We start from the raw sequence: 12657 nt of genomic DNA, 5'->3' as shown, positions 1-12657 counted from the left end.
CCGTTCCTGTCGTCCGATCCGCCTGGCTCTCCCCGTTGAGGACGCCCGCGGCCCGCTGGCGGGTTTCCGGCGTCGCGTCCCGCCCCAGACTAATCACCAAAACCACCGGCACGGCAGGGCAGCCCACCCCGCCCGCGCCGCCCTTCGCGCCCCGCTCGGCGCAGGGGTGATCCACACGCCACGAAAGGCGCCGGGCAAACCACTCAACAGTGCCCGGAACGCCCCGAATACGCAGCGCATGAACGACCCGCCCCCGCCCTCAATCGATCCGCCGAGCGGCACCCAACAATCCGGTCTCGACGTCCGTGACCTGCGTCATCACGCCATCACCGTTGTTGCCTCACGGCCCCACCGTCACTAGGCAGAGACCGACCCCGCCGCCACCCGGCAGCGGCCCCTCATCCCTCCGCGGCAACCCCACCGTTCCGCGGCGACGGCTCCAGGTCGAACTCCCCGTCCCTGGCGCCCAGCACGAACGCCCGCCACTCCGCCTCCGTGTACCGCAGCACCGTCTCCGGGTCCAGCGACGAGCGCATAGCCACGGCGCCCTCGGGGAGGTAGGCGATCTCCACCCGCTCCTCGTGTTCCTCGGTGCCCGGCGCGCTGTGCCATTCGGCGCCGGAGATGTCGAGGGCGTAGAGCTCCTCCTTCTCGCGTTCCTTACGCACCTTCTCCTGGGCCTCGATGTCCTGGGTCTTGATGTCCTGGGCCTCGGCGTCGTGGGCGTCGGTCATGGCGGAGGGGTCCCTTCACAACGTACGAAAGAGCTACGAAAGAGCTGCGCGTCCACCCTACTTGGGGTGATCCTCCCCTGTTCAGGCGTTGCGGCATCGCCGCCCACGCCTTCTCGTAGCCCGGATCGAGTCGTCCGCCGGGTCGACCGGCGTCAGGCCGTCGGCGAGGACGAAGTTGCCCTGTGGCGCCGACACGCAGCCCGTGCGGGCCCATGCCTTCCTGCGAGTCCTCCGACTCCGCGCGGCCCAGGTTCAGCAGGACGGTGAACTCCAGCTCGGCCAGCAGGGGTTCGGTTTCGTCAACGCCGAACGGTTCGCGCAGCAGCGCCAGTTGGCGGGCCGCGAGCATGGTTTCCAGGCCCGTCGGATCACCGCTGACAAGGCAGCGGCCGCCGGCCCCGTCCGCGGCCCCGGCGACTGGCTGCGCGGCAGCCACTTGATCCACTCCCAGGCGGGCGCGGCGGACCGGCCCGCTCCCATGGTGATCACCAGACCCGGGGGAGGGAGAGGAGCGAGGCGAGGGACGCGACGAGAGCGCGGACCGCGGCCACGGCCCCCACGAACCGGAGCACACCCCACAGGAACCCATCGACGCCGAGCGCGTCGCCGCCCGGGCCCGCCGCGGTCACGAGCTGCTGATCGGCCTGGTGGGCGGCTGCGCCCTGGTCGTCGTGGGCTCCGCGGCCGTCCTCGGCTTCTCCGACGACGCATGGGCGCAGCTCCTCGCCCTCGCCACCGGCATCGCGATGCTCACCCGCGCCCAGCTCTTCCGCTACACCGCGCAGGTCGCGGCGGCCCTCGCCGCCGGCCTCACGGCGCTCGTCCTGCTCGGCGCGGGGCTGTGCCTCGACCCGCCGCGGGGCGTCCTGCGCGCCGCCCAGGCCGGCGACCCGGCCGCGCTCGACCTGCGTACCGTCTGGCTCGCCGCCGCGATCGCCACGGCCACGGCGCTGGCCACCGGCATCGCCCTGATCGTCCCGCACGCGGGCCCGCACACGGGCTCGCACGCGGGCCCGCGCGCGGGTGTGACACCCTTCTGGGGCCGCTTCCTGGAGATCGCCGAGGGCTTCGTCCTCCTGACCCTGGTGCCGCTGACCCTCGCGGTCTTCGACGTCTACGCCAGGGCCAGAGCCATGACGAGCTGACGGCCCCGCCGCCCGGAGGCGAAGCCCGCTCAAGCCGACTGGTACCCTGTTTGACGACCGTCTGTCTGCGCCCTGGTCCCCGGGACCGGAATCCGCGCCCGACGGCTCATCCCCGCCTCCCGAGTCACGGAAGCTCCCCTGAGATGTAGACCAGGGGCACTCGGAGGCACTCGAAGACATCACGAGGAGTACGCGTGTCGCTCGACACTGCTACGAAGAAGCAGATCATCACCGAGTTCGGCCAGAAGGAGGGCGACACCGGCTCCCCCGAGGTCCAGGTCGCCATGCTCTCGCGCCGCATCTCGGACCTGACCGAGCACCTCAAGACGCACAAGCACGACCACCACTCCCGTCGTGGTCTGCTGATCCTGGTCGGCCAGCGTCGCCGCCTGCTGCAGTACCTGGCCAAGAAGGACATCCAGCGCTTCCGCGCCCTGGTCGAGCGCCTCGGCATCCGCCGCGGTGCGGCGGGCGCCAAGTAAGACGCCGTGGAGGGAGCGGTTCCCACTCGAAGCACTCGAAGGGGGCCGCTCCCTTTGCCGTACGTGCGCTGCCGTACGTGCGCGCTGCCACCGACGCTTTTGTAGTGTGGGTGATGAAAGCACGTCCCCGCGGGTAGGGATCATGGAAGATCCACCGGCCCCAGGGACGTGGAGCACGACCCCATGAGGGAGAGGCGCACCTCGCCGCCGCCGGTCCTCGGTAGTGGCCCCCGGGAGACATCCCCGGGTGCTTCGATCGAAGACCGGCCCGCACCCACGGCGCGCTTCTCCACCCAGTCCCGGTCCACGAAGGACCCACGGGGCGCCGCCTCCGGACCACACGGGCCCGGACGGCGAGAAGACGAAACGTAGACACGTAGGAGAACAGTGGAGAACGAGACCCACTACGCCGAGGCCGTCATCGACAATGGCACCTTCGGCACCCGCACCATCCGCTTCGAGACGGGCCGTCTGGCCCGTCAGGCCGCCGGCTCCGCCGTGGCCTACCTGGACGACGACACGATGGTCCTCTCGGCCACCACCGCGTCCAAGAAGCCCAAGGACCAGCTCGACTTCTTCCCCCTCACGGTGGACGTCGAGGAGCGCATGTACTCGGCCGGCAAGATCCCCGGCTCCTTCTTCCGCCGCGAGGGCCGCCCCTCCGAGGACGCGATCCTCACCTGCCGCCTGATCGACCGCCCGCTGCGCCCTTCCTTCAAGAAGGGCCTGCGCAACGAGATCCAGGTCGTCGAGACGATCATGGCTCTCAACCCCGACCACCTGTACGACGTGGTCGCGATCAACGCCGCCTCCTGCTCCACGCAGCTGGCCGGCCTGCCCTTCTCGGGCCCGATCGGCGCCACGCGCGTGGCCCTCATCAAGGGCCAGTGGGTCGCCTTCCCGACGCACACCGAGCTTGAGGACGCCGTCTTCGACATGGTCGTCGCCGGTCGCGTCCTGGAGGACGGCGACGTCGCGATCATGATGGTCGAGGCCGAGGCCACCGAGAAGACCATCGAGCTCGTCAAGGGCGGCGCCGAGGCGCCCACCGAGGAGGTCGTGGCCGCCGGCCTCGAGGCCTCCAAGCCCTTCATCAAGCTCCTGTGCAAGGCCCAGTCGGACATCGCCGCCAAGGCCGCCAAGCCCGTCGGTGAGTTCCCGATCTTCCTCGACTACGAGGACGACGTCCTGGAGGCCCTGACCGCCGCGGTCAAGACCGAGCTGGCCCAGGCGCTCACCATCGCCGGCAAGCAGGAGCGCGAGGCCGAGCTGGACCGCGTCAAGGCGCTGGCCGGCGAGAAGCTGCTCCCGAAGTTCGAGGGCCGCGAGAAGGAGATCTCCGCCGCGTACCGCTCGCTGACCAAGTCCCTGGTCCGTGAGCGCGTCATCAAGGAGAAGAAGCGGATCGACGGTCGCGGTGTCACCGACATCCGCACCCTCGCCGCCGAGGTCGAGGCCATCCCGCGCGTGCACGGCTCGGCGCTCTTCGAGCGCGGCGAGACCCAGATCCTGGGTGTCACCACGCTGAACATGCTCCGTATGGAGCAGCAGCTCGACACGCTGTCCCCGGTGACGCGCAAGCGCTACATGCACAACTACAACTTCCCGCCGTACTCCACCGGCGAGACCGGCCGCGTCGGCTCCCCCAAGCGCCGCGAGATCGGCCACGGCGCGCTCGCCGAGCGCGCGATCGTGCCGGTGCTGCCGACGCGCGAGGAGTTCCCCTACGCGATCCGTCAGGTCTCCGAGGCCCTCGGCTCCAACGGCTCGACGTCCATGGGCTCCGTCTGCGCCTCCACCATGTCGCTGCTGAACGCCGGTGTGCCGCTGAAGGCCGCCGTCGCCGGTATCGCCATGGGCCTGATCTCCCAGGAGATCGACGGCGAGACGCACTACGTCACCCTCACCGACATCCTCGGTGCGGAGGACGCCTTCGGCGACATGGACTTCAAGGTCGCCGGCACCAAGCAGTTCGTGACCGCGCTCCAGCTCGACACCAAGCTCGACGGCATCCCCGCCTCGGTCCTGGCCGCCGCGCTGAAGCAGGCCCGTGACGCGCGTCTGCACATCCTGGACGTCATGAACGAGGCCATCGACGTCCCGGACGAGATGTCCCCGAACGCCCCGCGGATCATCACCGTCAAGATCCCCGTGGACAAGATCGGTGAGGTCATCGGCCCCAAGGGCAAGATGATCAACCAGATCCAGGAGGACACCGGCGCCGACATCACGATCGAGGACGACGGCACCATCTACATCGGTGCCGCCCAGGGCTCGCAGGCCGAGGCCGCCCGCGCCACGATCAACGGCATCGCCAACCCGACCATGCCGGAGGTCGGCGAGCGCTACCTGGGCACCGTCGTGAAGACGACGACCTTCGGCGCGTTCGTCTCGCTCATGCCCGGCAAGGACGGTCTGCTGCACATCTCGCAGATCCGCAAGCTCGCCGGCGGCAAGCGCGTGGAGAACGTCGAGGACGTCGTCGGCGTGGGCCAGAAGGTCCAGGTCGAGATCGCCGAGATCGACTCCCGCGGCAAGCTCTCCCTCATCCCCGTCATCGACGGCGAAGAGGGCGACGAGCAGGCCGCCGACCAGAAGGACGACACCGACAAGTGACGTCGCGTAGCACCACGACGACGGCCCGCACCTCCTCGGAGGCGCGGGCCGTCGCCCGTACCCAAACCCTCATCAAGGGCGAGCACGGCATCGGCACCGTCCGCAGGACGACCCTCCCCGGAGGCCTGCGCGTCGTCACCGAGACCCTGCCCTCCGTCCGCTCCGCCACCTTCGGCATCTGGGCGAACGTCGGCTCACGCGACGAGACCCCGTCGCTGAACGGCGCCACGCACTACCTGGAGCACCTCCTCTTCAAGGGCACCAAGAAGCGCAGTGCCCTGGACATCTCCTCCGCGCTCGACGCGGTCGGCGGCGAGATGAACGCCTTCACGGCGAAGGAGTACACGTGCTACTACGCGCGCGTGCTCGACACGGACCTGCCGCTGGCCATCGACGTCGTCTGCGACATGCTGACGGGCTCCCTGATCCGCCAGGAGGACGTCGACGCCGAGCGCGGCGTCATCCTCGAAGAGATCGCGATGACCGAGGACGACCCGGGCGACTGCGTGCACGACCTGTTCGCGCACACGATGCTCGGCGACACCCCCCTCGGCCGCCCGGTCCTCGGCACCGAGGAGACCATCAACGCCCTCGACGCCGACCGCATCCGCCGCTTCTACAAGAAGCACTACGACCCCACGCACCTGGTGGTCGCCGCCGCGGGCAACATCGACCACAACAAGGTCGTACGCCAGGTCCGCGCCGCCTTCGAGAAGGCCGGCGCCCTCGGGCGCACCGACGCCACCCCCCTGCCCCCGCGCCAGGGCTCCCGCGCCCTGCGCACCTCGGGCCGCGTCGAGCTCATCAACCGCAAGACCGAGCAGGCCCACGTCATCCTCGGCATGCCGGGCCTGGCCCGCACCGACGAGCGCCGCTGGGCCCTCGGTGTCCTGAACACCGCGCTCGGCGGCGGCATGTCCTCCCGCCTCTTCCAGGAGGTGCGGGAGAAGCGCGGCCTGGCCTACAGCGTGTACTCGTACACCTCGGGCTTCGCGGACACCGGACTCTTCGGCGTGTACGCGGGCTGCCGCCCGAGCCAGGTGCACGACGTGCTGAGGATCTGCCGCGACGAGCTGGACCAGGTCGCGCAGCACGGCCTGTCGGACGACGAGATCGGCCGCGCCATCGGCCAGCTCGCGGGCTCCACCGTCCTCGGCCTGGAGGACACCGGCGCCCTGATGAACCGCATCGGCAAGAGCGAGCTGTGCTGGGGCGAGCACATGTCGGTCGACGAGATGCTGGCCAAGATCTCCGCGGTCACCCCCGACGAGGTGCGCGAAGTGGCCCGTGACGTCCTCGGCCGCCGCCCGTCCCTCGCGGCCATCGGCCCGCTCAAGGACAAGCAGGCGGCCCGCCTCCACGACGTGGTCGCCTGACACGCAAGGCCCAACGCCTCAGGGCTCGACGTAAGGAATGAAGGACATGAGCAAGCTGCGCGTGGCGGTCATCGGCGCCAGGGGCCGCATCGGCTCCGAGGCCGTCAAGGCCGTCGAGGCCGCCGACGACATGGAACTGGTCGCGGCGCTCGGCCGAGGGGACCAGCTGGAGACCCTCACCGAGTCCGGCGCCCAGGTCGCGGTCGAACTGACCCACCCCGACGCGGTGATGGGCAACCTCGACTTCTGCGTGCGCCACGGCATCCACGCCGTGGTCGGCACGACCGGCTGGACCGACGAGCGCCTCGCGCAGCTGCGTACGTCGCTGGCGGCGTCCCCGGAGACGGGCGTGCTGATCGCCCCGAACTTCTCCATCGGCGCCGTCCTGACGATGCGGTTCGCACAGCTCGCGGCGCCCTACTTCGAGTCCGTCGAGGTCGTCGAGCTGCACCACCCGAACAAGGCGGACGCCCCCAGCGGCACCGCCACCCGCACCGCCCAGCTCATCGCCGAGGCCCGCCGCCGCGCGGGCAGCCCGGCCCAGCCCGACGCCACGTCGACGGCGCTGGACGGCGCCCGCGGCGCGGACGTCGACGGGGTACCGGTGCACTCCGTGCGCCTGCGGGGGCTCCTCGCGCACCAGGAGGTCCTGCTGGGCGGCGAGGGGGAGACCCTGACCGTCCGCCACGACTCGCTGCACCACAGCAGCTTCATGCCGGGCATCCTGCTCGGCGCGCGCCGGGTGGTGAGCACTCCTGGCCTGACCTTCGGCCTGGAACACTTCCTGGACCTCGGCTGACCGGGAAGCGGACCCCATGCGAGCGAAGATCACCTACGCCGTCACGGCGGCCGTCCTCGTCGTCTACTTCGTCCTGGTCGGCAGCCGTGGCGTGCTCCTGATCCAGCACGGCACCGTGCTCACCGTCACCTTCGGTGTCGCGGTGCTGATCCTGCCGTTCATCGGCATCTGGTTCCTCTGGAAGAACACCCAGTTCGTCCAGCGCGCCAACCGTCTCGCCGCCGAGCTGGAGGCCGAGGGCGGACTGCCCGTCGACGAGCTGAGGCGCACCCCGGGCGGCCGCATCGACCGCGACTCGGCCGACGAGGTCTTCGCCCGCCGCAAGGCCGAGACGGAGGACGCGCCGGACGACTGGCGCTGCTGGTTCCGCCTCGCCGTCGCCTACCACGACGCGCGGGACACTCCCCGCGCGCGCAAGGCCATGCAGCGGGCGATCGCCCTGCACGCGGGCAAGCCGGTCAACGTCTGATCAGGCCGTGGGCCGGTACTCCTCGGCCCACCCCTCGATGGAGTCGGCGGCCTGGTTGAAGGCCTCGTGCCGGGCCAGGAAGTCGGCGTTGCGGTCGGTCATCAGCAGCTGCCCGTCGGCCGCCTCACCACGGCGTACGAGGATGAGGGCCTGCCCCTGCACGGTGCGGGGCAGCCCCATCCACCGCACGGGCTGCTGCGCGGTCCGCACGGCGGAGATCTGCTCCCACGGCACGGTCCGCGTGCGCAGGAAGCCGACCCGGCGCACCCCGCGCGCGCTCACCCAGGTGCCCACGCGCAGCAGGCGCAGGGAGCCGACGATGACGGCCACGGCCAGAGCGGCGCAGATCGCGCCACCCGTGAGCGAGTCCGCGAACGCGACGATCACGGCGGCGAAGAGCAGATACGAGGCGAGCAGCAGCGAGAGCGCGGCGGCGCCGACCCGCCAGGGGCCGGGGCGGTAGGGGCGGCGCCACTGATCACGGTCGTCGAAGGGCAGCGGTACATCGTCCGCCACGTCGTCGACAGTGCGGTCCGCGGTCAGGAAAGGCAGGGGCACGGGCTGATCCTCACTCAATCCGCACATGGGCTGTGCCCGGTGAGGCTATCGAGCCGTGCCCCCCGCTACCACCCACGGGGGGCCATGGGGGTGCCTCCCACGCCTTCAGGGCAGTGGGGGCGGGTCAGAAGCCGCCCGGCCGGCGACCCCGGCAGGTCAGCGGCCGTTCGACGCCTCGGACTGCTGCGTCTTGGCGGGCGACTGGTCCGCCGACATGGCGGGCATCCCGAAGAGCAGGGAGCCCACGAGACCGGCCACCACGGTCAGGCCTATGAGCGTGCGGCCCATGATCTGACCGGCCGACGCGCGCTCTCGGGGCGGGGGAGTGATGTTGCTGCGGAACTTGTCGGCTTCGGCGATGAAGGCGAACGGGACGGGCTCTCGCCGACGGAACATGGGGCGCGCTTCTCCTCACGGGTATCGAACTTTCTCTCTCATCTGGACAGACGCTCGTATCGCCCAAAAGGTGCCCTGTTTCGGCAAATTAGTCGAAGAATGTCGTGGCGGGTCACCGAACGGCGGATTGTCGGCGGCGGGCCATAGAGTGGGCGCCGCCCGAGTGATGCACATGGAAGGACCCCCGCCTGTGAGCGAGACCCCCACCGAAGACCTCAAGCCCAGCTTCCGCAGCGAGGTCACCGTCGAGCTGGTGAAGCACGCCGCCACCGACTCCGACGTCCTGTGGGCCGCCCGTGTCTCCACGGCGGGCGAGCAGTCGCTGGACGAGCTCCAGAAGGACCCGGAGCGCTCCAAGGGGCTGATCAACTACCTGATGCGGGACCGCCACGGCAGCCCCTTCGAGCACAACTCGATGACGTTCTTCATCAGCGCCCCCATCTTCGTCTTCCGCGAGTTCATGCGACACCGCGTCGGCTGGTCGTACAACGAGGAATCGGGGCGCTACAGGGAGCTTGAGCCCGTCTTCTACGTCCCCGACGAGTCCCGCAAGCTGGTCCAGGAGGGCCGCCCCGGGAAGTACGTCTTCGTGGAGGGCACCCCGGCCCAGCAGGAGCTGACCGGCCGCGTCATGGAGGACTCCTACCGCCAGGCCTACGAGGCGTACCAGGAGATGCTCGCCGCCGGCGTCGCCCGCGAGGTCGCCCGCGCCGTGCTCCCCGTCGGCCTCTACTCCTCGATGTACGCGACGTGCAACGCCCGTTCGCTGATGCACTTCCTCGGCCTGCGCACCCAGCACGAGCTGGCCAAGGTCCCGTCCTTCCCGCAGCGGGAGATCGAGATGGTCGGCGAGAAGATGGAAAAGTACTGGGCGGAACTGATGCCTCTCACCCATGCGGCCTTCAACAAGAACGGACGCGTGGCGCCGTAAGGCACTGATGTACGGGTACGTGGAGCGAAGTGTCCGTATTGCGGCACTTCGTGAAGTTCATCTAGCCTGATCAAACGGACCCGGCACTGCTTGAACCCCCGAGCAGGCAGTGCCGGGCTCCGCACTTGTCAGGTCCGCTCACGTCCCCCGAGGGGGGACCCCGTGCTGAGCAGCGAGTAGCGTGTTACCCATGGCTCCGACCTCCACTCCGCAGACCCCCTTCGGGAGGGTCCTCACCGCCATGGTCACGCCCTTCAAGGCGGACGGCGCACTCGACCTCGACGGCGCGCAGCAGCTCGCCGCCCACCTGGTGGACGCAGGCAATGACGGCCTGATCATCAACGGCACCACCGGCGAGTCCCCGACTGTCAGTGACGCGGAGAAAAACGAGCTCGTACGGGCCGTACTGGACGCCGTCGGAGACCGCGCCCACGTCGTCGCGGGCGTCGGCACGAACGACACCCGGCACAGCATCGAGCTCGCCCACGCCGCCGAGCAGGCCGGCGCCCACGGCCTCCTGACCGTCACGCCGTACTACAACAAGCCCCCGCAAGAGGGACTGCTGCGGCACTTCACGGCGATCGCCGACAGCACCGAGCTGCCGGTCATGCTCTACGACATCCCGGGCCGCAGCGGCGTACCGATCAACACCGAGACGATCGTCCGCCTCGCGGAGCACCCCCGGATCGTCGCCAACAAGGACGCCAAGGGCGACCTCGGCCGCGCGAGCTGGGCCATCGCCCGCTCCGGCCTGGCCTGGTACTCCGGCGACGACATGCTGAACCTCCCGCTGCTTTCGGTCGGCGCGTGCGGCTTCGTCTCCGTCGTGGGCCACGTCGTCACCCCCGAACTGCGCGCGATGCTGGAGGCGTACCTCACGGGTGACGTCCAGAAGGCCACGGAGATCCACCAGAAGCTGCTGCCGGTCTTCACGGGCATGTTCCGCACGCAGGGTGTCATCACGACCAAGGCGGCGCTCGCCCTCCAGGGCCGCCCCGCCGGCCCGCTGCGCCTGCCGATGGTGGAGCTGACGGCCGAGGAGACGGCACAGCTCAAGATCGACCTCGCCGCGGGCGGGGTACAGCTGTAACCACGGACTTCACAACTGAATACGTTCCACCCAACAACAACTGCTACTGCACGAACGTCATACGCGCCACGTGCCCCGGAGGTACGTGGCGCGCGTGGTGAGGAGAGTCTTTTGAGTCATCCGCATCCTGAACTCGGCGCCCCGCCCAAGCTCCCGAAGGGCGGCCTGCGGGTCACCCCGCTCGGCGGCCTCGGCGAGATCGGCCGCAACATGACCGTATTCGAGTACAACGGTCGTCTCTTGATCGTCGACTGCGGAGTGCTCTTCCCCGAGGAGGAGCAGCCCGGGATCGACCTGATCCTGCCGGACTTCACGTCCATCAGGGACCGCCTCGACGACATCGAGGGCATCGTCCTCACGCACGGTCACGAGGACCACATCGGTGGTGTCCCCTTCCTCCTGCGCGAGAAGCCGGACATCCCGCTGATCGGCTCCAAGCTGACCCTGGCGCTGATCGAGGCGAAGCTCCAGGAGCACCGCATCCGTCCGTACACGCTCGAGGTCGTCGAGGGCGACCGCGAGCACCTGGGCCCGTTCGACTGCGAGTTCATCGCGGTCAACCACTCCATCCCGGACGCCCTGGCCGTCGCCATCCGCACCCCCGCGGGCCTGGTCGTCGCCACCGGTGACTTCAAGATGGACCAGCTGCCGATGGACGGCCGCCTGACCGACCTGCACGCGTTCGCACGGCTGAGCGAAGAGGGCATCGACCTCCTCCTCTCCGACTCCACGAACGCCGAGGTGCCGGGCTTCGTCCCGCCGGAGCGCGACATCTCGGGCGTGATTCGCGGCGTCTTCGCCGGCGCCCAGAAGCGCATCATCGTGGCGAGCTTCGCCAGCCATGTGCACCGCATCCAGCAGATCCTGGACGCCGCGCACGAGTACGGCCGGAGAGTCGCCTTCGTCGGCCGCTCGATGGTCCGCAACATGGGCATCGCCCGCGACCTGGGCTACCTGCGCGTCCCGCCGGGCCTCGTGGTGGACGTCAAGACGCTCGACGACCTGCCCGACAGCCAGGTCGTCCTGGTCTGCACGGGTTCTCAGGGCGAGCCGATGGCCGCGCTCTCCCGCATGGCCAACCGCGACCACCAGATCCGCATCGTCCAGGGCGACACGGTGATCCTGGCGTCGTCGCTCATCCCCGGCAACGAGAACGCTGTCTACCGCGTGATCAACGGCCTGACCCGCTGGGGGGCCAACGTCGTCCACAAGGGCAACGCGAAGGTGCACGTCTCCGGCCACGCCTCGGCCGGCGAGCTGCTGTACTTCTACAACATCTGCAAGCCCAAGAACCTGATGCCGGTCCACGGCGAGTGGCGCCACCTGCGCGCCAACGCCGAGCTGGGCGCCCTGACCGGCGTCCCGCACGACCGCATCGTGATCGCCGAGGACGGCGTCGTCGTGGACCTCGTCCAGGGCAAGGCGAAGATCGTCGGCAAGGTCCAGGCCGGCTACGTGTACGTCGACGGCCTCTCCGTCGGCGACGTCGGTGAGCCCGCGCTGAAGGACCGCAAGATCCTCGGCGACGAGGGCATCATCTCGGTCTTCGTCGTGGTGGACTCCAGCACCGGCAAGATCACCGGCGGTCCGCACATCCAGGCCCGCGGCTCGGGCATCGACGACGGGGTCTTCACCTCCGTCATCCCGAAGGTCCAGGAGGTCCTGGAGAAGTCGGCCCAGGACGGCGTCGTCGAGCCCCACCAGCTGCAGCAGCTCATCCGCCGCACGCTGGGCAAGTGGGTGTCGGACAACTACCGCCGACGCCCGATGATCCTGCCCGTGGTCGTCGAGGTCTGACCCTCCTGACCGCGTGATCTCCGGAGCGGGGCACCTCGATTTGCATCGGGGCGCCCCGCTCCGTTAGGTTTACGGCTCCGCCCAACCGGGAAGCACCGCGCACCTGTGTGCGAGGAGCTGCTCCGACCGGGGCGGGAAATCCGACTCAGAACTTCTGATAAAGTCGGAGCCGCCGGAAAGGGAAACGCGAAAGCCGAAAGGCCGGAGCGGGAACCGGAAAGGCACCGAGGAAATCGGACACGAAAGAGTCTGATAGAGTCGGAA

12 protein-coding genes and 1 pseudogene are annotated in these 12657 nt (G+C 69.6%); 9 read left to right on the top strand and 4 right to left on the bottom strand.

Annotated elements, in window-relative coordinates:
* Positions 1-398 precede the first annotated feature (398 nt).
* Entirely contained in the window at positions 399-734 is a 336-nt protein-coding gene (locus ABZ385_RS29270; protein ID WP_358913812.1) for a DUF397 domain-containing protein, read from the bottom strand.
* A 485-nt stretch (positions 735-1219) separates the two neighbouring features.
* On the bottom strand, positions 1220-1363 hold the full coding sequence (locus tag ABZ385_RS29265; RefSeq protein WP_358913811.1) for a hypothetical protein: 144 nt from the start codon (positions 1361-1363) through the stop codon (positions 1220-1222).
* Here ABZ385_RS29265 and ABZ385_RS29260 point away from each other — a divergent pair.
* The 6 genes and pseudogenes from ABZ385_RS29260 to ABZ385_RS29235 form a co-directional block, all read left to right on the top strand.
* Positions 1310-1879 (top strand): annotated as a pseudogene (locus ABZ385_RS29260) (type VII secretion integral membrane protein EccD); the annotation flags it as partial. The gene ABZ385_RS29265 and the pseudogene ABZ385_RS29260 sit on opposite strands and share 54 nt — an antisense overlap.
* 194 nt (positions 1880-2073) lie before the next feature.
* Positions 2074-2361 carry a 30S ribosomal protein S15 gene (gene rpsO, locus ABZ385_RS29255; RefSeq protein WP_030784357.1) on the top strand — a complete coding sequence of 96 codons (288 nt, stop codon included), beginning with the start codon at positions 2074-2076 and terminating at the stop codon, positions 2359-2361.
* A gap of 387 nt (positions 2362-2748) precedes the next feature.
* Complete coding sequence (locus tag ABZ385_RS29250) at positions 2749-4977, top strand: polyribonucleotide nucleotidyltransferase (RefSeq protein WP_358583199.1); 2229 nt, start codon at positions 2749-2751, stop codon at positions 4975-4977.
* Positions 4974-6353: a pitrilysin family protein gene (locus ABZ385_RS29245; protein ID WP_358913810.1), complete on the top strand. Its 1380-nt coding sequence runs from the start codon at positions 4974-4976 to the stop codon at positions 6351-6353. Before ABZ385_RS29250 ends, ABZ385_RS29245 begins: the two co-directional genes overlap by 4 nt.
* A 46-nt stretch (positions 6354-6399) precedes the next feature.
* On the top strand, positions 6400-7152 hold the full coding sequence (gene dapB / locus ABZ385_RS29240; protein ID WP_358913809.1) for a 4-hydroxy-tetrahydrodipicolinate reductase: 753 nt from the start codon (positions 6400-6402) through the stop codon (positions 7150-7152).
* A gap of 16 nt (positions 7153-7168) precedes the next feature.
* On the top strand, positions 7169-7621 hold the full coding sequence (locus ABZ385_RS29235; RefSeq protein WP_358583193.1) for a tetratricopeptide repeat protein: 453 nt from the start codon (positions 7169-7171) through the stop codon (positions 7619-7621).
* Here the strand turns inward: ABZ385_RS29235 and ABZ385_RS29230 are convergent, their stop codons facing one another.
* The gene (locus ABZ385_RS29230) at positions 7622-8179 is read right to left on the bottom strand and encodes a PH domain-containing protein (protein ID WP_358583191.1); all 558 of its coding nucleotides are present in this window, start codon (positions 8177-8179) and stop codon (positions 7622-7624) included.
* Positions 8180-8335: 156 nt separating this feature from the next.
* Positions 8336-8575 carry a hypothetical protein gene (locus ABZ385_RS29225; RefSeq protein ID WP_358583189.1) on the bottom strand — a complete coding sequence of 80 codons (240 nt, stop codon included), beginning with the start codon at positions 8573-8575 and terminating at the stop codon, positions 8336-8338.
* 190 nt (positions 8576-8765) lie between these two features.
* Here ABZ385_RS29225 and thyX point away from each other — a divergent pair, with 190 nt between their 5' ends.
* The 3 genes from thyX (at position 8766) to ABZ385_RS29210 (ending at position 12393) form a co-directional block, all read left to right on the top strand.
* On the top strand, positions 8766-9506 hold the full coding sequence (thyX, locus tag ABZ385_RS29220) for an FAD-dependent thymidylate synthase (RefSeq protein ID WP_358583188.1): 741 nt from the start codon (positions 8766-8768) through the stop codon (positions 9504-9506).
* A gap of 190 nt (positions 9507-9696) precedes the next feature.
* Positions 9697-10596: a 4-hydroxy-tetrahydrodipicolinate synthase gene (gene dapA, locus ABZ385_RS29215; RefSeq protein ID WP_358583186.1), complete on the top strand. Its 900-nt coding sequence runs from the start codon at positions 9697-9699 to the stop codon at positions 10594-10596.
* 111 nt (positions 10597-10707) lie between these two features.
* Positions 10708-12393, top strand: coding sequence for a ribonuclease J (locus tag ABZ385_RS29210; RefSeq protein ID WP_358583184.1), 1686 nt, complete (start codon positions 10708-10710; stop codon positions 12391-12393).
* Positions 12394-12657 lie beyond the last annotated feature (264 nt).

The organism is Streptomyces sp. NPDC005898 (assembly GCF_040629635.1).
Classification (GTDB): domain Bacteria; phylum Actinomycetota; class Actinomycetes; order Streptomycetales; family Streptomycetaceae; genus Streptomyces.
This window is presented reverse-complemented; position numbering and strand designations above follow the sequence as displayed.

Excerpts from the sequence above, each read along its gene's own strand:
- dapA (WP_358583186.1), top strand. The coding sequence starts at position 9,697 with ATGGCTCCGACCTCCACTCCGCAGACCCCCTTCGGGAGGGTCCTCACC.
- ABZ385_RS29235 (WP_358583193.1), top strand. The coding sequence starts at position 7,169 with ATGCGAGCGAAGATCACCTACGCCGTCACGGCGGCCGTCCTCGTCGTC.
- dapB (WP_358913809.1), top strand. The coding sequence starts at position 6,400 with ATGAGCAAGCTGCGCGTGGCGGTCATCGGCGCCAGGGGCCGCATCGGC.
- ABZ385_RS29270 (WP_358913812.1), bottom strand. The coding sequence starts at position 734 with ATGACCGACGCCCACGACGCCGAGGCCCAGGACATCAAGACCCAGGAC.
- ABZ385_RS29225 (WP_358583189.1), bottom strand. The coding sequence starts at position 8,575 with ATGTTCCGTCGGCGAGAGCCCGTCCCGTTCGCCTTCATCGCCGAAGCC.